Source organism: Peptostreptococcus equinus, assembly GCF_027125355.1.
Lineage (GTDB): Bacteria > Bacillota > Clostridia > Peptostreptococcales > Peptostreptococcaceae > Peptostreptococcus > Peptostreptococcus equinus.
On record NZ_CP114052.1, the window covers coordinates 1,383,028 to 1,404,799 of the forward strand.

General features: G+C 26.2%; 11 protein-coding genes. 1 reads left to right on the forward strand and 10 read right to left on the reverse strand.

The genetic code is table 11. The features are described 5' to 3' along the window. The first annotated feature begins 89 nt into the window (after positions 1-89). Positions 90-968, forward strand: a complete 879-nt coding sequence (locus tag O0R46_RS06875) for an NAD(+)/NADH kinase (RefSeq protein ID WP_269310998.1) — start codon at positions 90-92, stop codon at positions 966-968. A 76-nt stretch (positions 969-1,044) separates the two neighbouring features. Here the strand turns inward: O0R46_RS06875 and O0R46_RS06880 are convergent, their stop codons facing one another. The 10 genes from O0R46_RS06880 to O0R46_RS06925 all read right to left on the reverse strand — a co-directional run bounded on the left by O0R46_RS06880 (position 1,045) and on the right by O0R46_RS06925 (position 21,559). Further along, positions 1,045-2,379 carry an HlyC/CorC family transporter gene (locus O0R46_RS06880; protein WP_479691741.1) on the reverse strand — a complete coding sequence of 445 codons (1,335 nt, stop codon included), beginning with the start codon at positions 2,377-2,379 and terminating at the stop codon, positions 1,045-1,047. Positions 2,380-2,495: 116 nt separating this feature from the next. Beyond that, positions 2,496-5,711, reverse strand: coding sequence for an AAA family ATPase (locus O0R46_RS06885; RefSeq protein ID WP_269310999.1), 3,216 nt, complete (start codon positions 5,709-5,711; stop codon positions 2,496-2,498). A gap of 2 nt (positions 5,712-5,713) precedes the next feature. Next, positions 5,714-6,925, reverse strand: coding sequence for a metallophosphoesterase family protein (locus O0R46_RS06890; RefSeq protein ID WP_269311000.1), 1,212 nt, complete (start codon positions 6,923-6,925; stop codon positions 5,714-5,716). Continuing rightward, positions 6,925-10,857: a helicase-exonuclease AddAB subunit AddA gene (gene addA / locus O0R46_RS06895; protein ID WP_269311001.1), complete on the reverse strand. Its 3,933-nt coding sequence runs from the start codon at positions 10,855-10,857 to the stop codon at positions 6,925-6,927. Before addA ends, O0R46_RS06890 begins: the two co-directional genes overlap by 1 nt. Next, on the reverse strand, positions 10,847-14,266 hold the full coding sequence (locus O0R46_RS06900) for a PD-(D/E)XK nuclease family protein (RefSeq protein ID WP_269311002.1): 3,420 nt from the start codon (positions 14,264-14,266) through the stop codon (positions 10,847-10,849). The genes addA and O0R46_RS06900 overlap by 11 nt, the downstream gene beginning before the upstream one ends. After that, on the reverse strand, positions 14,257-14,949 hold the full coding sequence (locus tag O0R46_RS06905; RefSeq protein ID WP_269311003.1) for a PD-(D/E)XK nuclease family protein: 693 nt from the start codon (positions 14,947-14,949) through the stop codon (positions 14,257-14,259). Before O0R46_RS06905 ends, O0R46_RS06900 begins: the two co-directional genes overlap by 10 nt. Positions 14,950-14,990: 41 nt before the next feature. Beyond that, on the reverse strand, positions 14,991-17,252 hold the full coding sequence (locus tag O0R46_RS06910; protein WP_269311004.1) for an ATP-dependent helicase: 2,262 nt from the start codon (positions 17,250-17,252) through the stop codon (positions 14,991-14,993). A 1-nt stretch (position 17,253) separates the two neighbouring features. After that, positions 17,254-19,161, reverse strand: coding sequence for a hypothetical protein (locus O0R46_RS06915; RefSeq protein WP_269311005.1), 1,908 nt, complete (start codon positions 19,159-19,161; stop codon positions 17,254-17,256). A gap of 94 nt (positions 19,162-19,255) precedes the next feature. Next, the gene (locus O0R46_RS06920) at positions 19,256-20,395 is read right to left on the reverse strand and encodes a cation diffusion facilitator family transporter (protein WP_269311006.1); all 1,140 of its coding nucleotides are present in this window, start codon (positions 20,393-20,395) and stop codon (positions 19,256-19,258) included. Between the two features lie 51 nt (positions 20,396-20,446). Next, positions 20,447-21,559, reverse strand: coding sequence for a cation diffusion facilitator family transporter (locus O0R46_RS06925; RefSeq protein ID WP_269311007.1), 1,113 nt, complete (start codon positions 21,557-21,559; stop codon positions 20,447-20,449). Between the last annotated feature and the right edge of the window lie 213 nt (positions 21,560-21,772).

The following is a 21,772-nucleotide window of genomic DNA, read 5'->3' on the forward strand; positions in this document are numbered from 1 at the left end:
TCGTCTTACCTATTATAACATAAGACTATTTATTATTGATAATTAATATGTTATAATTGTTTTACAAATTTTATTAATGGAGATGAATTATGAAAAGAAATATTACAATTAGGTCAAATAACTTAGATATTTCCCTTAAAATCAAAAATATTTTAAGAGAAAAATTTGAAGCTATAGATTTTCAAGTTACAGATAATATTCAAGAAAATACTGAATTAGTAATATCTATTGGTGGAGATGGTTCATTTCTAAAAGCTGCTCATGAATTAGATTTCCCAGATATACCATTTATATGTGTAAACACTGGTCATCTAGGTTTTTTTGCAGAAGTTTTACCAAACGAATCAGAAATAGATTTCTTCATAGAATCATATATAAAAAAAGATTATAAAATAAACTCACTAGATTTGTTGGAGTTAGATGTTATAGGCGATGGAAAATTTAAAACTGATTATGCTATAAATGAATTGGTTGTAAGAGGTAATAAATCAAGAACAGCTCATTTAAATCTATATGTAAATAAAGATTATATGGAGACTTTTAGCGGTGATGGTTTGATAATATCTACTTCAACTGGTTCTACAGCATACAATTATTCAGCAGGAGGCAGTATTGTAGATAATAGGCTACAAATCATGCAAATTACGCCAATCTCACCTATCAGCACAAATGCTTTTAGAAGTTTTACATCTAGTATTATATTACCAGCCCGCAATAGTGAAATTTCAGTAATGCCTGAATACAAATCTGATAATTTCATTATAATTGTAATAGATGGTGAAGAACTCAAGTATGAAAATATCATAGAAATAAAGACTAGACTTGCGGAAAAGAAGATTAAATTACTCAGACTATCTGGATATGAGTTTTGGGATAGAGTTTATATGAAGTTTTTAAAAACTTTTGATTATAAAGAGTTAGAAAAGAGAACTATATATAGGGATAATCTCATAAATAATATCAAATAATTTTCCACGCACAAAAAATATATAGAATAGAATAAAAAAAGAATCCATATGGATTCTTTTTTTATTCTATTTACGACTAATCATCTTTATTTTGTTCTTTTTCAATATATTCTTTGAAAGAGATTTCATCATCACTTTTTTCTATCTGCTTTACAAAAGCTCTAACCATTTCTATTCTATTTTTATCAATAGAGACTATTCTACATGTCACCGATTCATTTAATTCAAACTCCTCACCAACATCCGGTAGCCTATCAATAAAACCTATAATGTAACCACCTAAAGAATCAAATTCATCCGATTCCAAAGGAATTGATAATATATCATTTACATCGCTTAATTTCGCACTACCTTCAATTAGATATTCACTTTCGTTGACCTTTACTATTTCATCAGTTTCCTCATCATATTCATCTTCAATATCACCTACTAGAACCTCTATCAAATCCTCAACAGTTAGGAGTCCAGATGTGCCTCCATATTCATCAAGTACTATAGCTATCTGTGTTTTGGCTAATTTCATATCTTCTAATAACTGGGATATTTTTTTAAACTCATATGTATAATATGGAGGTCTCATATATTTTTCTACTGAAAAATTCTCTTCCTCATAATCGCTCAAGAATACTATATCTTTTAGGTTCAATACTCCCACTATATCATCCACACCGTCATTATATATAGGTACCCTACTCATCTTTTCTTCCTTATAACATTCTAATACTTCTTCATATGTAGAATCTAGGGCAAGTGTAATCATATCCTTTCTTTGAACCATGGCATCTTCAGCTTTCATATCACCAAATTCAAATACATTATTTATTATTTTTCTTTCTTCATGCTCTAAAACGCCCTCTTCATGACTTACATTAACCATGACTTTTAAATCTTCTTCTGTAATAAGTGAATTGGGATCATCATCTTCTATCCTAAATATCTTGAAAATAATTGTTGTTATTAAATTTATTATAAATACTATTGGGGCAAGTATAAAAATCAATACCTTCATTATCTTAGAAACAGATAAAGATACCATCTCTTTGTTATTGGCTCCCAAAGTTTTAGGAGTAACTTCACAAAATACTAATATCAATACTGTCATTATAGCAGTAGCCAGTGCGATACCTTGCTGCCCAAATAAGCGCATCATAAGCGATGTTGAAATTGATGTAGCTGCTATATTCGCAACATTATTACCAACTAAAATCGTACTCAACATTTTCTTTGGCTTATCTATTATACTTTCAGCCACATTTGCTCCTTTTACTCCCTCTTCCTTTAAATGTCTAATCTTCACTTTATTGACTGATAATAAAGCAGTTTCAGACGCCGAGAAAAAGGCTGAAGAAACTAATAACAAAACTAATACTGCTATTTCTATCCAAGTACTACTCGAACCCAACAAAACCACACTCCTAAATTTATTTAATACTATTATTATATCTCAAATTTTATATATAATAAATATCATATATAAAATTTAAATTCTCTATCTTACTATTTTCATTATATTACAATTTATTTTTATTAACTCAACTCAATATTAACTATAGACGATGATATAATTTCATCTAATTCTACTATTAATTTTATAGGAATTCTATTTTTTAATTCCTCTACATGAGATATTATACCCACACTCATAGTGTCACTATGCAATTTTTCTAAAGAATTTATCACCGTATCCAATAATTCTCTATCCAAAGTTCCAAATCCTTCATCTAAAAAGAAAAATTCAAGAGGTGCATTTCCCTTCAACTGTATCTGTGTAGATAGGGCTAATGCTAATGAAAGGGATGTCAAGAATGTCTCGCCACCTGATAAAGTATCTGCTGATCTTCTATTACCACCATTGAAATTATCCCTAACCATAAAAGTATAATCAGAATTTATTTCAAGAGAAAATCTTCCATTAGTAATATTTTCAAGTCGTGCAGATGCATCAAATACTATATTTTTTAGGTAAATCTGAGATAGGTATTCGACAAACCTATTACCTCTCATAAGTTTTTCCAAGACATTTATATTATCTAATTCCTTTTTGTTTTTTTCAAAAATAGATATTATAGCTTCAAGTTGCTTTAATCTATCAATCAATTCATTTAACCTATATTTACATGTAGATTTTTCTATCTTTAAATCTTCATATTCTTTGTTAATCTTATCTAGCTTATTTTTTTCTTGATTTACTATATTTTTCTCTATATCCTTTTCTTCAAATTCAATAGAATACAGCTTGGAATTTAATAATTTAATATTATTTTTTACTTCAATCAATGACTTTTCATGGATTTGTATCTTGTTCTTATATTGTATATATTCATCTTCTTTTATATAAGATACTTTTTTATGAGAATTTTCAGATTCTATTATCAATATATCAATTAAATTAAAATCAAAATCTGGATACACATTTTCTATTTTCAATTTATTTAGATCCATTGTTTCATTTAAATACATTTTACTAGTAGAAATTTTTTCTATAGCTATATTAATTTCATTATAGCTTATATCGAGATCATCCTTGATACTTATTAATTCCTTAATCTCTTTAAATAAACTTTCTTTTTGAATATTTAATTCTTTGACAATTTTATCAAATTCTTTTACTCTTTCTATTTCTTCCTTTAAATTTTCTATCTTATTTTTTTCAGAAAATTTATTTATTTTTTCTTCAATCTCCTTTATTTTTTCATTTTTTAAAAATATTAGCTTTTTTGTCTTAAGAATTGCTTCTTCAAAATTATCCTTATTATTTTTTTGAACTTCTATAGAACTTTTTAACTCGTATACATTTTTTTCTTCAGATATTTTTATTTTTTCTAATGTTTTTAACTTTTCTTCTCTTTGATGCTTAAATTCTCTATATTCTTTATATAACGCTTCTCTCTCAATTATATTCTTATCTAAAATTGATAATATATTTTCTCTAAACTCTGTTATATCTACTATCTTATGATTTATAAATCTACTAAGAATCTTATTAATTTTATTTATATTTTCTTCTTTTTGATTTAACTTTTCTTCTATTGCTTTTTGATTGTATTTAATCTCACTTTCTATAGAGTCTTTACTTCTTTTCTCATCTTCAATTCCCTGTCTAATATGATCTAATCTTTGACTAATCTTATTTTCATCTAAAATAGACTTATCAATCTCAAGATCAATATATTTATTATTACATACTGGGCATATGCCATGAGTTCTTTTAGTTTCTATTAAAATTTCTTTTATCTTATTAGCAAGAATATCTATATCCATTTTTGAAGATTCTTCCTCTAGAGATTTTAATTCAAAACTAATTTTATCTATCCTATCCATTAGTTTTTCTTTCTCAAACTCTAGCTTTTCATTTTTATTTTGTATATAGAGAATCTTACTATTTATATCTCTAATTGAATCTTCTAATTCTACTAAATACAATTTTTTATTTTTTATTTCGTTCAATTCAAAATACATTGTATCTAAGTCTTCTTGATTCTTACTTGGCATTTTCTCAAGAAATTCCATGTCAGATTTTGTAGTATGTAATTCTCCTTCAAGCTTGATTTTCTTTTGTACTATTTTTTCAATATTTAAATCAATTTCTTTTATCTTTTCTTCGTCGTTTTCTTTTTCTGCATTATGAATTTCTATCTCTTCATATAAATCTTGACGTTGATTCGCTATTATTTCCATAGAAATCAACTTATCTCTAAATTCTTTATCGATCGTTATCCTTTTTATTTCATCCTCTATTTTAGAATATTGTTTGTGACTTTTATCAATCTTTTTCTTTAACTCTATCCTTTTCTTGTCAATTGTAAGAATTCTCTCTTTGTACTCTAATTCTTCTTTATTATAGTTCTTATATTTTAATTTATTTTCTATTAAATTTTGAACATAATCATATGCATTAACTTTTTTGATTAGCTCACTTATATAAGGTGCTTGATTTAACAAATCAGTCAATTTATCTTCATTATTTTTTTTATCTTGATTAAGATTATATACTAGATTCATTTTTTCAAATCTTGCACTGGATATTTCTATCTCTTTATTTAGTAGTTTCTCTTTTTTATCCAAGGCTAGAATTTGCTCTTCCAATTCTTTTTTTATATTAATATTAATATCTCCATACTCAGATATTCTAGCTTCTAGAACTTCACTTTCTCGTTGCAATTCGCTTCTTCTATTAAAGATTTTTTTATTAAGCTGGCTACCATATTCTTCAAGATTAAAAAGTCTCTCTAACATATTTCTTCTATCTTTACCACTCAATACCAAAAATTCACTGAATTTTCCTTGTGGCAATACAACTGATTTTAAAAAGTCTCCTTCTTCAAGCCCTATTATATCCTTTATTGCAGAATTCACATCAGAAACTTTATCAGCTATTATACTACTACCTTCTTTATCTATTTTTGTAAGTCTTACCGAATCACTTACAGAACTTACCTTATCCAAACTTATCTTTTTTTTAAATCTTCTATATACAATATATCTTATTTTTTCTATACCATTTGATATTTCAAATGTATATTCTACACTGGCTTTATTGCAATTAGTATTAATAAATTCTTTGCTACCTCTAGCAATATTTCCATATAAAGCTAGTGTCATAGCATCCAAAATAGTAGATTTACCGCTGCCAGTCTTACCAAATATGGCAAACAATCCACGAGAAGTAAGTTCTTGAAAATCAATATCTTGTTTTTTTGCATATGAATTTATTCCATCAATTGTCAATTTAATTGGTTTCATACTTACTCCTCTTCTATATCTTCTAATAACTCATTAAATAATTTAACTATATCTTCATTTGGATTAGCTCCATCATTTGTATTTCTATAAAAATCAATAAAGTATTTACTTATATTCGACTTATTAATCTCTATAATTTGTTTATCACTATCAAAACTTTCATTTTGAATTATTGGTCTAATCTCAACTATATTTTTCATTAGCTTTTTCATATTCCTAATATCTTCTGCATCTATTAAATCCTGAGTTTTTATCCGAAAATATGCAAAGATATCATCATCTTGTTTTTCTTTACAAATATCCAGTGCTTGATCAATAGATTCACAATTAAATAACATTATTGGTTTATAATTTTTTAAATATAATTGATCAATCTTTAATTTACCGTGTTTTATAGTATCAATTATATTGACAAATTTTACCGTGTTTCTTTCGTTTTTACTGTACTGGATTGGAGAGCCTGAATAATATGCATTATATGTTTTTGACATACATTGTCCTTTATGTATATGACCTAAAGCTGTATAGTCAGATTTTTTTGGTAAGTCTTTTTTATCAACCAAAAGACTTCCTCCCAGCTCAATTCTTCTCTCAGAATCACTAATTTCACTACCAATTACAAAAATATGACTTAAAGCTATATTAATCTGATTTTCTACAAAATTTTCTTCAAGAATTTCAAATATTTTTCCTATTTTTTCTGAATATGTTTTCTTTATATCTACATCATCAGCAAAATTATAATAAATATCATTCAATCTTTTTTCACTAGGATATGGTAGACTAGCTATATTTACTATTTCAGTTCCAAATTTTAATTTAGTAAAACCTTCTTTTGCTTCAATTATAGAAAAGGAACTATAATTTCCTATATTAGCTTTTGACTTTGGATACCCCAATATTATTGCTCCCGACTCTTCTACAAGTGGTCTAATAGCCTCTAATCTATCTGGATTATCATGATTTCCTGCAATCACAAATACACACCTTTTTCCATTGTCACACAGTTCATTCAAAGTTTTATAAAATAATTTTTCCGCCTGTGCAGATGGATTGGATGTATCAAATACGTCACCAGCAATCAAGAGTAAATCTATATTTTCTTTTCTTACTAATTGCACAAAGTCCGAACAAAATTTTATCTGTTCTTCAATTCTTGAGAAACCCTCTAAATTTTTTCCTAAATGCCAATCTGAAGTATGTAAAATCCTCATTAATTCTCCTTATATTCTACTAATTCCCCTATGCTCATAAGATAAATAAAACTTCCAACTACTTTTTTACCCGAAATATCTTCAATAGCTTTTCTATAGTAATCTAATTGTGTTTTATATCTATCTATCACAATTTTTTTATTTTCCTTATTCACAAAATCTGTTTTATAATCAAGTAATATTAAATCTCCATTATCATTTTCAAAAAATAAATCAATAATACCTACCATCATCATTTTTTCAGAATCAATAATATCTTGATCTCTATATATTTGATTAATTTTTAAATTATAGTTTATGGCTCTTTCTTTATATAATTTACCCTTATTTTGTGCATCTAATATATCTATAAAAATAGATGATTTTATAAATCTTAGAACCCAGTTTATATTTATAGTATTAGCTTCTTCAACACTTAAAACATCTTTATCTATAAATCCATCTATTTGCCTTTTTATTTCATCAATAATTTGATTATCCATATTGTTATCTACAAATAAATCAAAGGTCAACTGCTGATTTTTTAGATATTTTTCAAAAGATGAAAAATCCAAAACCTGCATTAATAAATGAAAGATTGTACCCCTTTCTGCTGAATTAAATTCTACTTTCATATCTCCACTATGTATAAACTTAGGAGTTTTCAAATCTGAAATCCTAAACTTTGAATATAAATTTTCATGCATATAATCTTCTTCAGATTCTTCTACTAATTTCTTTATTTCAGATACAGAAATGCTAGATGGTTTATTTAGAGATGTGTTAAATGGATATAAAAAGTCTAATTTTTTATTTATAGAACTTTCTTCGTCAAAATCGATTAAACTATCTTTATTATCATAACTATTTTCATTCAAGAGTATATTTTTGTTATAATCATCAAATATTTTCTTACTCTTATCTACTTGTATGTACCATCTATTTTGTCCAAAACCTTGATAGTTTTTTTCTTCTTTCATTGAATTAATGAAAATTCCTTTTTTATCCAATCTTAAAATATTTGGCATTATCCAATCTAAATAGCTTTTAGAAGATAATATATCGGAATCTTCTAATAATCCCATTTCATTTCTAGGCGGTGATAACCACTTTTCTTCTTTCTTATCATAGTCATTTATATTAGCTGTAAAAATCAACTTTTCTTTTGCTCTGGTCATAGCAACATACAAAAGTCTCATCTCCTCTGCCAATGATTCCTCTCTATATTTTGATTCAATCATTATTTTTCTCATACTCGGAAATGATACTCTTTTGTCTATATCTATTACATTCGGTCCGTATCCCATAGTTTGATGAAGGCTAAGCCTTGAATCATTGGACTTGATATAAAATTCCTTACCTAAATCAGCAACTATTACAATCGGAAATTCCAAACCCTTGCTCTTATGTATACTCATAATATTTACGTTATCTTCATCAGCTGAAATAGTCTTTGCCTCTTGTGGCTCTTTTGCTCTTAATTTTACCCTTTCTATATAGTCAATAAAAGAGAATAAACCTTTATATGAGGATTTTTCAAATTGTCTTGCCTTCTCAAAGAATAAAAGTAAATTATTTTGTTTCTGACTACCCATTTCTTGTTTTCCAACATAAATATAATAGGCTGTATCTTTTAATATATACCAAATTAACTGGCTTACTGTATAAGTAATAGATTTTTTTCTATATAGACTAATTTTTTCCATAAAATAATTAATCTTATTTGTTAAATTACCCTTTAACAAAATTTCATCAAGTATTTCCTTATCTATTGAATCTTCATTCCCACCTAACATATTATCTTCTGTATATATATATTTAAGTATCTGATATATACTAGCATTTTTTTCTAATAGCCTAATCATAGCCATATCATTAGTAGTAAAATTAAATATTGGCGATCTCATGACTGATAAAATTTCTATATCTTGTATAGGATTATCTATTATCTTCAACAAATTAATCAATAAATCTATTTCAAGAGCTGAATAAAATCCCTGACCCGTGTTTGAGTACACTGGTATAGAATATCTTTTTAGTACTTCCTCTAAAATAGGTCCTTTTCCATTAGCTGCCCTTAATAAAACTACAATGTCTTTGTATTTGCATTTTCTATATCTATTTATTTCTTTATCAAATACCAAATACGGTTTATCTGAGGATACCAAGCTCTCAATTATATGACTTATCTTCATGCTTTCAAGCTCAAATTTTTCTGCATCTTCAAATGATAAACCTTCAAAATCTGATGAAGGTATTAAATTATTATTTATAAGAGTTTCATCTGTCTTATCCTTATCTATATTTTTTGTGTCAGCTTTGTTATCTACTAAATAAACTTCTACAGGACCTCCTAACAAGTCTTCTTCCAAATAATCACTTGAAAATATAGCAGAAGGATTTAGTCTTTCCTCATCAGTATAATCAAGCTCTCCTGTGGAAACTCTCATTATTTGACTAAATATGTAGTTGCATGCCTCCAAAACTTCTGCCCTACTTCTAAAATTATTATATAAAAGTATTTTTTCTTCATTAGTTCTATTAGCACTATCATATAATTTATATCTATCATATTTTTCCATAAAAATTTCAGGCATAGATTGTCTAAATTTATATATACTCTGCTTTACATCACCTACCATAAACCTATTTGGCCTATCTTCTCTAGCTATAAGTGACAAAATAGTCTCTTGAACTAAGTTACTATCCTGATATTCATCGGTAAATATTTCTTCATAATAATTTTTATATGATATAGCAATATCAGATGGCACAATTTTTCCATTTTCATCTTCTTTTGATAAAATCTTTAAAGCAAAATGCTCTATATCTGAAAAATCCATAATTCCTAGTCTATTTTTTTTGTCTTGATAAGCACTTCTAAATTTTATAGTAAGATTCGAAAGTGCTCTCATATATGGATATATCAAATCACTCTCTGCCTTTAACATGTCAATATCTATAATTAAATTTTCTAAACTCTTCTTCAACTCTTTTAATGAAGAATTTATTTTATCCTTAGAAGAATTGTAAGCTTCCTTTATTTCAGGCTCTGCTTTTGCCGATATACGGAATGTTAAAGATTTTTGTAGTGTTTGAAATTTATCTAAGCATTCTATAATTTCGTTATTTTCTTTTTCTTTATCTTCATTATTTATAGCGTTTAAAATTTCATCTATACTAGCTATTAATTCTAAATTATTAAATCTATATCTATCTAATTCACTATAAAATGATAGATTGTCGACTTCCTCACCTATAGCTTCTTTTGTCAACAATAAAGATATTTTTGCATCTTTTAAAAACTTATTTATATAATGTTCCTGATAAAAGATCTTATCTTTATCTTTGCTATTAAAAAACTCTGTTGATTCTTCTAACCATTTTTCTGGAAAAGGTGTTGATCCCAGAAAATTATTTATCATAAAAACTAAATTTATTAGTGAATCATCATTTCTTTTTGAAGAATATGCCTCAACTAGAGATAAAAACTCTTGGTCCTTTGCATTGTATAGTTCTTCAAATAATTTCTCTATAACTTCACTTTGTATTATCCCAACTTCTGCATCATCTCCAATTTTAATTGCTGGATCTATATTTATTGAATGGAAATTATTTTTTATTATTTTTTTACAAAATGAATCTATAGTAGTTATATCAGATTTATTTAAAAGTAGTATTTGTTCTTGTAACCTTTGATTGTCTGGTTCTTTTTCCAGGGCCTTTTCTATTGCTATAGCGACTCTTTCTCTCATTTCACTAGCAGCAGAATTTGTAAATGTAACTACTAATAGCCTATCGATATCTATAGGTTTATCTTCATCTAAAATTAACTTTATAATTCTTTCTATTAATACTGCTGTTTTACCAGATCCGGCAGCAGCTGATACAAGCAGATTAGATCCTCTAGAATTTATCACTTTCAGTTGATTTTCTGTCCACTTATTCGCCATTTCCAGACCTCCTATTCTTTTCGTTATATTTTTCCATAAGATTTAATATATCTACATTAGAAGATGAAAAAATACCATATCTAGATTTTACAACTCCATCTTCTTTATTCTTATGCTTTATAATTTTGTGATAGTAATTTTCTTTGTTACTTATATCAAACTTACAAACACTCTTATAATAACAAAATTCACATGCTTTTCTATTATCATAATTTGTAGGATAAATATTGGTGTTGCCATCATATATATCCTCGCATATACCCTTAGTTTTATTTATTACATATTCACTTACAATTTTATATTCTTCTTCATATAAACCTGCAGTATTCTTTCCTATACTATCCTTTGTTTTACCCGTAAGTTTTATAGGTAAAAAAGAGGAGTCTCCACTTTCTTTAATATTTTTATCTAAAATTTCTAATATATTCAAATCTTTTATAACATAACCTGATAATTTATTTTCTTTTTCCAATTTTTTATTTAGACTTTGACTTTCTAACTCAATATAGTCTCTTAAAGAATTGACCTTTAAATCTTTTGCCTCAATTCTTGAATATAATAAAGCTGCTGGATTTAATTTTGTATTTCTTTTGCCCATATTAGTATTTAGATAATAATTATACTCCTTGTACTCCTTTGTAATAGCACTCATATATACAAATAGTTGCAACTGTAAACCAGCATATACTTGGCTTAAATCTATATTTCTGCTTGATGATTTATAATCTATTATACTTAATCTTTCTTCTTTGCTTTTACTATCTATATAAGTATCCATCCTATCAATTTTGCCCATTAAATTAATTTCTTTTTTTGATTCTAAATAATACTTAATAGGTTCAATATCTGCCATTGGCCCAAATTCCAACTCAAAATATTTTGGTTTTATTTTACTTTGTCTAACCTGCTGACCCATATTAAATATAGATTTTTTTAAAGTATGATTTAATCTTTGATACAAATTTTTATATTTTTCACTACTATTTAATATGTATTCTTTTCTACTTCCAACTATTCTATAGGCAAGATTTTCTACTTGCTCATCTATAAATGGTTTGTCTATCTCATCCCAATTGATTGAATTAACAGATATATATTTTGAAAACTCTTCTAAAACTTTATGATAATAATTGCCCAAATCCATATCATTAAATTCATATATAGGTCTTGGTTTAGCTTTCATTCCGTATGTCATAAAATATGAAAAAGGACATGATACATATTTTTCTAGTCTCGAAATACTAAAAATTCCTCGTCCATATAATTTATCCGCTAGTACCTTATCCAATAATTCTGACTTATTATCAAAAGATAAATCTTTTTTATCCTTAAAATATGCCAATTTAAATGCTAAATCTTTACAATAATTAGCAGAATTTTGTATTTTTAGAGTTGGAAATATTCTTAGAATTTTTGCTATTAACTTAGATGCTTGCAAATTATTTCCCTCATAATCAGAATAAGGAAAAGATATATATATATGATTTTTTGCAGTCGACATAGATTTATAAATCAAAAATTGCTCTTGGTATATTTTTGACATAGCATCTGTATCAAATTTATATCCTTTAGTACATAAATCTATTCTCTCACTATCATTTATAAGTGATTCATCACTAGCATTTTTAGGAAATACACCTTCATTTACACCAAGTAGAAATAAAACTTTTGTATCTGGATTTTTCATTCTATCTATGCTCGTTACAAATACTTGATCTCTAGATGGTGGTATAATTCCAAGCTCGGCAGACTCAAATTCTGCTTCAAGCATCTTAATAAACTTATCAAGTCCTATTGATTCATGACCTATAAATTCAACCATTTCATCCAGTATCTCTATAAACACATTCCATATTTGAGCATATTCTTTAGCTTTATATAAATTTTCTTTACTTTTATAATTCTCTATAAGAGTGCTTATTGTTCTATTTAGTCCTATATCCAAACAAAAATCATATAAATATCTACATAATTCTCCTACTTTATTTCTTCCTTTTAACTTTTCGTGTAACAAGGAAACTGGTCCAAATGCTTGGTCTTTAATAGAATTTATCTTATCCATGTATATTTTATCTATTTCTTGGTCTTCAAATCCATGGTTTAATGGGATATTCCACTTTTTTTCAAACCATTTTTTACCTTTTATTCCATTCTCCAAAACATAATTTTCAAGTAAAGAAATATCTTCATTTTCTATATTAAGTAATCCACTTTTTAAGTATTTAAATATTGATTTATAAGAATAATTATCTACTTTCATATCAAAAATCGATAATATTAAAGCTACTATTGGATTATTTTTAGATGCAATTTTTTCATCCAAAAAATAACCAATATTATAATTTGGGAAAATCGCCTTCACTAAATATGAATACTTATCTAAGTCTCTTGCTGCAATTGTGATATCTCCATACCTATATCCACCCTTTATAAGTTCTAATATTTTATCAGCTACTGACTCCAATTCACAATGAATATTTTCATAGGAACTTATGTGTATATGATTAACTGGTTGATCTTTATATACTCTAGGATTAAAATAATTTATTTCTTTTTCTAGATATTCTAATTCTTTATTTTCAAAAACTTTATTCTCATATAAATTAATATCTTTTAATCTATCTACTTTATTTTTTATACAAAAACTACTAATAGCAGAATACGTAATATTAGTCTTAGAAAAAGCTCCTTTTGCAGTGCTAAAATTTTTAAGATCAGTTAAAAGAGAAATATACATAGTATTAGTCTGCAATATCAGCTCTTCTATAAGTTTATATTGCAATGGCGTAAAACCAGTATACTCATCAATAAAAATATATGAGTCAGATAATATCTTACTTTTTCTTAATACTCTATGGAAATATTCTAAATAATCTTCTGTATCAATCTTATTTTCAATATCCTTTTCGTATTTTTCATATATTATACTTAAATCCTCTAATTTTAACTTTAAAGTTTTATCTTGAGCTTCATGAGCCATTTTCTCTATATCTTTTTGTTCCATATTAGATTGTTTAAATTCTATAACAGCGTCCATTATCTTCGCTACTAAGCCCAAATCTATAGTGGATGCTGTAAAAAATTTTAATTTAGATTTAAGAGATAAGATAGTCTTGTATAAAATCATAAGTCTTGCTCCTTGACTTATTTTTCTAATATTTAATCCTTCAGTTCTAGTGAATACCATTCTACTTAGAGTAGAAAAACTAACTACTCTTATTCTAAAATATGGATCAATATCAGTTTCCAATCTATGAGCCAATCTTTTTTCCATTTCAAAAGTATATTTTTCGGGCACTAGAATAAAAATATGCTTATCAGACTTATTTTTCGCCTCTTGTAAACACATGTCCAACATCACATTTGTTCTATCTGTTTTATTAGTACCTATTATAAAACCTACTGACATGCATCTACCCCCTCTTCTTTTATCTGCTTTATAAGATTAAATATTTCTTTTTTATTTTTCTCATGCATCTGCTGGCTATATTTAATAATCTGAGTCTTATCTATCTTAACCTGCATATAATACATATTTATATCTTCATAATTTAAATCTTTACCAATACTTTCTTTGACTGTATACATATACATCTTGGTCTGCATTCTTTGATTAACAGATAACTCTGTGATCTCCTTTGTCTCTGTCTTCCAGTCCCAAATATGTATATTTTTTAATTCTTCCTCTTCATATATCTCTACAATTAAATCTGCTATTATAGATACTTTAGAAGACAATATAATTTGATATTCTGGTTTAAATACTACATTTTTACCATATTTTTTTCTATATTTATCTCTTATTGAAATTATTTTTAAAAGGTCTCTGTTAAAATTATAACCTAATTCTATATCCATAAATATCCTCTGGCAATTGAGATGAAAATCACGTCCAAAAGCCATATTTTCTTCATATCTTTGATCTAATATGCTATCGTCAGACCAAAATATTGACCTTATATATTTATTAAAAAATTCTTTCCTATCAATTTTCCAAGTATTGAGCATATTTTGCGAAAATATTAAATTGTCTAGCCTATATTTTATTTGTTCCTTACTTATATTATTATCCTTTATATTTATTTTCGCCATTTGATCACCTATAATTTTTTCATTTTTATAATTAATTTTCTTTATTTTGTATTTCTTTTTTCTGTAATAAATTCATCTAGTACATCAAAAAACTTTGAGTTCTTTTTTGTAAAGTTTTTATTTAATGATTCTATGTATTTTTGTCTTGAATTTAATAGAATCAAAGATCTTTTTGCTCTAGTTATACCAACATATAAAAGCCTTATTCTCTCTGCCATCAAATTTATTTTTAAATCTTTTTCATAGTCTTCCATATTCTTTACTGTTTTACCTGATATTAAATCCAATTCCCTATTTATAAATGCCTCAGGATATTTGTAATCTCTTCTCAAATATCTTCTATCCACCCTATAATAATCAGTTAATTTGCTAGGATAGTCTGTAGAATTTATATCCATAATAATCACCGTATCCCACTCCAACCCCTTTGATTTATGAAGTGTAGAAATATATATACTTCCAGGCTGAGCTTGTTTTTCACCTATATCATAAATCGCAGAAATAGCAAAATCAAAAATCCTAGAATACCTTTTGTCAAGAGCTATAGAAAGCCTATTTAAGTCGATATTCTCATAATTTGCCATATTATTTATATAAAAAATTATGTACTCTAATACATCTAGCTCACTAATATCTAAATTTATATTTTCTCCTATATATTCTAAATATAAAGATGGGTCCATCTCTTTATAATCAATAATTTTCTTTAAAACATCTCTGGTATTTATCAAAAATCCTTTAAATGAACCTTCTATAAGATTATCAACTATTGAATATATTTTTTTACTCTCTTTTATAAAATATTCGTCATCATAAATATAATCTATTGGATTAATTTTTCTTAAATTTTTATGTATCTTCTTATATATCTGATCATCTATTTCAAAATCTTTAAAACGTTTTATAAATACATCTTCAAACATATCAGCAAAGATATTTGAATCATTAGGTTTAATTATAAAATCTATAACACTTTTTAAATCTTCAATAACTTTGGTTTTTTGTCCATTATTTGATGATATTTTTTCATGCTCTATATCATTAGCCGTAAATATTTCTGACAACTTATCTACTTCATAATTAGAGAATGCCAAAACACCTATTGAATAATCCGAAAAATTATTTTGACTATGCTTAATCATTTTTATTAATGTATTTATTTGTTCTTCTTGCTTTTCTAAACTTTTTGACCAAAGCATATATTTACCTGGTTTTGGATTTTCTTTATATCCTTTACCCTTTTCTACCTCTTCTATATATAGTTCTTCTAGAGATTGATCAAAGTATTCAGCAGAATTCCTTACATAATTCACTAAATAATTTGCCAAGCCTATTATATCTTTTGAACTTCTGCCCGCCATATACATATTATAATTAAAATCTGCATTTTTACAAAAATCCACAAAAAACTTTGGATTAGATCCTGTGAAAGTCCCTGTTATACTTTGATTTACATCTCCAACCCTAACTAAATTGCTTTTGTATTTTGTTTTTTTATTATTTTTTGCCAGTAATTCTATAATTTTACCTTGTATAAGATTTGAGTCTTGACATTCATCTTCAAATATATAGTCATAGTCGTTTTGATATTTTTCTCTAATTTCAGGGTTATCTACCAGTAAGTTGTAGGCCAATAACAAAATATCATCATAATCAATATATGAACTTTGCCTTAATATTTCTTGATAATTCGAGTATATGGGTGATATTATAGACATAATTCCTCTATATGAGACATCATTTACTATTTTTTTCAAGTTGTCTTCATCTATATTCTCATACTTTAATAGCTTTATAGAATTTAATATAATAGAAGTAAATTCTCTTTTCCATTTTTCCCTTATATCTTTGTCTCCTCTTTTTGATTTATCTATAAAACTATATATTTTATTTGAATTTTCACTAAGTTCTTCAAATTCATCTATAGACCTTTGAATAATAATCTCTTTTTTATAATCGTCAAGTATTTGAGTCTCCTCACTCATAAAAATGTATTCTGTATTTTCTCTTATAATTTTCATAGCAAGTGAATGTATTGTCATAACTTCAAATTTTGTTTTGGGACAATTTCTTTCTTCTAAAATTGTTTTTATACGATTTTTAAAGTTTTTAACAGCTGAATTCATATAAGTTAATACCAATATCTTAGAATCTACATTTTCTTTTTCCATATTTTCAATTAAATCAGCTACAAGATTCGTTATTATAAAAGTTTTACCTGCTCCTGGTACAGCTTGTATTCCCAAACTTCCACCCTTATATTTCATTATCTTTTCCTGATCTTTTCTATATCTTATAGACAAGCTACCACCTCTTTGTATTCTTTAATAAGTCCTTTTTAAAACTATTATCTTGATCATATCCATTTATTCCTAAATCGCTACTTAAAATAAATAAATATTCTATATTCTTACCTGAAAAAATGCTATATATATTTGAATTATTTTTTTCATTTAATAAATCTTTATAATATTGGACAAAATTTTCTTCATTGATGTTACTCAATATTTCATCTTTAAAATAAGCCATATCACTATCTAATTCGTTTTCTATCCTAAGATCAAATGAATTAGAACTAGCATCAAACAATATAAGTACATCTCTATCTATTTTATAATTTATATAATCATCTATATTTAAAAATAATATTTTTCCTAAGTCAAAAGTCTCTTTTTTTATTTTATTGGCACTATATGTATTGATAAAATATTTTATGAAAGAGTACTTATCTTCTGGATTAATATTCATATTACAATCTGCAGATAGTATGTTTATTTCTTTTATCAGCTTACATAAATCATCAACCATTTTTGTATGTTCATTATCGATATCTAAAAATTCTCTATAAAATTCTTTTATTAATTCAACATTTCTATGTATATTACTTTCATCATTGCCTAAAGTTAATTTTCCATCGTCAATTTGCTTTAAATATATATCATTATTATTACTTTCATTAGGATTATATTGGTCTTCAAAATCCAATGAGTCCAATAATGAATTTTCTATTCCCAAATCATCAAAAAACTCATTAAAATTATTTTTTATATTGTATTGAATCAACTCATTTTTATCCATTGAAGAAATATTGTATCTAATCTTCAAAGCTTGGATAATATCATGATTCTTGAAATCTTCTCTGACTTGCCTCATGTACATCTCTATATTTACTCTAAGCTCCGCCCTATTTTTATTCTTATAAATTACTGACAAAAGCTGAACTTTCTCATCTATGTTCAACATAAATTCAATATCTTCATATAAAAACAGAACACTCATCAAAACTGAAATTGTAGAGTCTCTATATAGTTTTTTTGACTCTTTTACACTCCCGATTTTAATTTTTAGAGTATCTTCTATATTCTTTATTTTACTTTGACTAATAGAATTATTTTTAGGACTTAATATGCATATCCTCTCTAAGTTAACATTCTTTTCATATATCAAATTTTTTAGTATTTCTTCCAAATTTATAAGCATAGAGAAATATGTATCACTTTCCTCTTGTATGATATTCGATATTGATAGTAGAGAAAATTTATTTTTTAATATTTCTTTGTTATCCCTAATATCAGTGAATATTTTATTTTTATACTCAGGTAAAAACTCTTTAAAAACATTATCCGTGATTAATATATTCCTATTTTTCTTTATATTATTATTAAATATTCTCTCTTTAATCAATTTATTATTAAACACTTCTATCAACATAGGCTGATCATACAATTTATATTTATGCATAATAGACCTATATTCTATTATTACATTCTTTAAATCATCATAAATAGACTTTATTTTTTTACCTTTTTTAAATCTATAGATTCTATATGCTATTGCCTCAACAGGAATATTTGATTTAGCAGATTTTATCATTATAGAATAAATATTTGTTGCTAAATTAATATTCTTAGCATTTATATTTTTAAAAAAACCATCAAATAATCTTCTTTCACTTACTATCTTATATAATATAAATATTGAACTTTGCCTTGATATAAAATAAGACTCTACATCTATATCAAGTAAAGGTCTATACAAATCAACTTGCTCCTTTATATAATTTTCATAAGAAATATGTCTCACATTTGATGCAAAGCTCTCTATAGAGTTTACAAACTTATTATTTTCAACAAATGCTTGAATATTATTTTCATAAATAAAATTACAATCGCTTATTAAATTTTCATTTTTACTATTAATATTTTCAAGCATAAATTCACCTACTAATTTAATATTTTTCTTTATAGTATTATTATACCATAGAAAAAAAGCCCTTCTCAGGACTTTTAATTTTATATTTTTTCATTTATGTAGCATCTATATCCATAGTGATTTCAAATTTATACAAAGGATATTTAGTTTTTACTTCTTCACATAATTTATCAAAATCCTCTTCCCTATTTGCTATTGAATAATCTATTATAACATCAAAGTAAATCAATTTTTCTTCTCTAAGCAAATAAAATCCATGCATATTTATTACTGATTTATGTTTTTTTACTATGGTCGCTATATCCTCTTTTATCTTTTCTACTTCAGGATCATGTACATTTATTGGATAAATTCCTATCGCAGCTATAATAACTCCATGCTCTTCCATTACTCTTCTTGAAATCTCTCTTTGTATTACATCAGATTCTTTAATTGTCATATTTTCAGGCACCTCTATATGCAATGACCCTAAATATCTATTAGGACCATAGTTACTTAAAATCAAATCATATACGCCATCAATACCATCAACTTGATTAATGGTATTTCTTATTTTTTCAACCAATTCGTAATCTACCCTCTCACCGAGTAACTGGCTACTAGTATCTTTTAATATATCTATACCAGCCTTGATAATCACAAAGGAAATTAATAATCCTAAATATGCCTCCAAACTAAGTCCTGTGCTGATAAAAAAAATGGCAGAAAATAGTGTTACCGCCGATACAACTGCATCTAATTTTGCATCCATACCTGATGCTATCAATGAATTTGAATTAATTTTCTCACCAGCTTTTTTTACATAATTCCCCAAAAATATTTTAATAAATACAGCCAAGGCTATTAATATCAATGATATATTCGAATAGCTTGGACGTATTGGATTTATTATTTTCTTTATCGATTCTATTGAAGAAGCTACACCAGCATAAAGTATTATTACAGCTATTATAATTGCTCCAAAATATTCTATTCTACCATGTCCTAACGGGTGTTTTTTATCTGCTTTCATATTAGCAAGCTTGGCTCCCACTATTGTGATTATAGATGATAGCATATCACTAGCATTATTTACAGCATCTAAAATTATTGCAATAGAGTTAGAAAATATTCCTACTCCTAATTTTACACATACTAATAATAAATTGGCTAATATACCCACTATACTAGTTCTAATTATAATATCCTCTCTATTATCACCAGTAACTGTGTCTAGTTCAATTTTATTTTTCATGAATTACTCCTCGTTAATTAAATTTAATATGATAGCTACAATTATACCATATTAACTTGCGTCTATATCCATTATAATTGTAATTTCATATTGATTGTATCTTTCCTTAATTTCTTGACAGAGTCTTTTGAATTCCTCTCCTCTATCTTTTACAGAAAAGTCCATTACTACATCAAAGCTCATCGACATATTTTTTCGATTCAAATAAAAACCGTGCATTTGCAATGCACCTTCATATTTTTTTACAATATTTTCTATTTGTTCTTTTACTTTATTAGCAAATTCATCCTTAGTATTGACTGAATAAATTCCAATAGCAGATATCACTATTCCATATTCCTTATATACTTTGCCAGCAATTTTTCTTTCCAATGCATCAATTCTATCAGCTGTCCAATAATCAGGAACTTCAATGTGAAGTGAACCCACATATGAACTAGGACCGTAATTATTTAAAACCAAATCATATACATTGTCAACATCTTCCAATTGACAAATACTATTTTTTATTTCTTTCACTAACTCCAACTTAACCCTTTGTCCCAAAATTTTACTCACAGTCTCTTTCATAATTTCTATACTCGATTTGACTAACATCAGAGCTATAATTAAACCTAAAAATGCATCTAATTGTATTTTCCACTTTAAATATATTATAGCTGCTAAAATTATGGAAAATGACACAAAAGCATCCATCCTTGCTTCTAATCCTGAAGCAACTAACGAATCTGAATCGTTAGTTTTTCCAACTCTATGTGTATATATACTAAGTACTATTTTTATTGCACCTGTAATACCCATAATTAATAGAGTTGTAAATGTGTAATTTGGCTTTGATGGGTTCAACAACTCCTGTACTGATTCTACAACTGCACTAATACCTACATATGTGATTATTATTGAAATAGTTAACGAGCTAACATATTCTATCCTACCATATCCAAATGGATGGCTTTTATCTGGCTTTTTTCCAGCATAACGTGTTGCTGTAATAGTTATTATGGATGATAAAGCATCGGTAAAATTATTTACAGCAGTTAGCACAATAGAAATTGAACTGGATAAAGTTCCTATTATTACTTTTATTATAGCCAATATAATATTAGATAATATTCCTATTACACTGGCTCTGATTATATTTCTTTTTCTATTTGATAAGTCCATTTAATACCTCATTATTTATTTTTTAAGCAATTTACAACACCCAAAATTTGCATTGATTTACTAAATTTAATATACCCATATTATACAATTATTACTCTTTACTACAAATTATAGTGCCCTTAAATATTTATTTAAGGGCACTTGCTTATTATACTTGCAAATATCATCTGTGCAAGTTTTAATAAATAAAGAAACTCTAGATAAAATCTAGAG

What these genes read in the sequence shown, in the direction of transcription:
- O0R46_RS06875 (WP_269310998.1), top strand. Translation starts at nt 90, where the DNA reads ATGAAAAGAAATATTACAATTAGGTCAAATAACTTAGATATTTCCCTT.
- O0R46_RS06885 (WP_269310999.1), bottom strand. Translation starts at nt 5,711, where the DNA reads ATGAAACCAATTAAATTGACAATTGATGGAATAAATTCATATGCAAAA.
- O0R46_RS06890 (WP_269311000.1), bottom strand. Translation starts at nt 6,925, where the DNA reads ATGAGGATTTTACATACTTCAGATTGGCATTTAGGAAAAAATTTAGAG.
- addA (WP_269311001.1), bottom strand. Translation starts at nt 10,857, where the DNA reads ATGGCGAATAAGTGGACAGAAAATCAACTGAAAGTGATAAATTCTAGA.
- O0R46_RS06900 (WP_269311002.1), bottom strand. Translation starts at nt 14,266, where the DNA reads ATGTCAGTAGGTTTTATAATAGGTACTAATAAAACAGATAGAACAAAT.
- O0R46_RS06905 (WP_269311003.1), bottom strand. Translation starts at nt 14,949, where the DNA reads ATGGCGAAAATAAATATAAAGGATAATAATATAAGTAAGGAACAAATA.
- O0R46_RS06915 (WP_269311005.1), bottom strand. Translation starts at nt 19,161, where the DNA reads ATGCTTGAAAATATTAATAGTAAAAATGAAAATTTAATAAGCGATTGT.
- O0R46_RS06920 (WP_269311006.1), bottom strand. Translation starts at nt 20,395, where the DNA reads ATGAAAAATAAAATTGAACTAGACACAGTTACTGGTGATAATAGAGAG.
- O0R46_RS06925 (WP_269311007.1), bottom strand. Translation starts at nt 21,559, where the DNA reads ATGGACTTATCAAATAGAAAAAGAAATATAATCAGAGCCAGTGTAATA.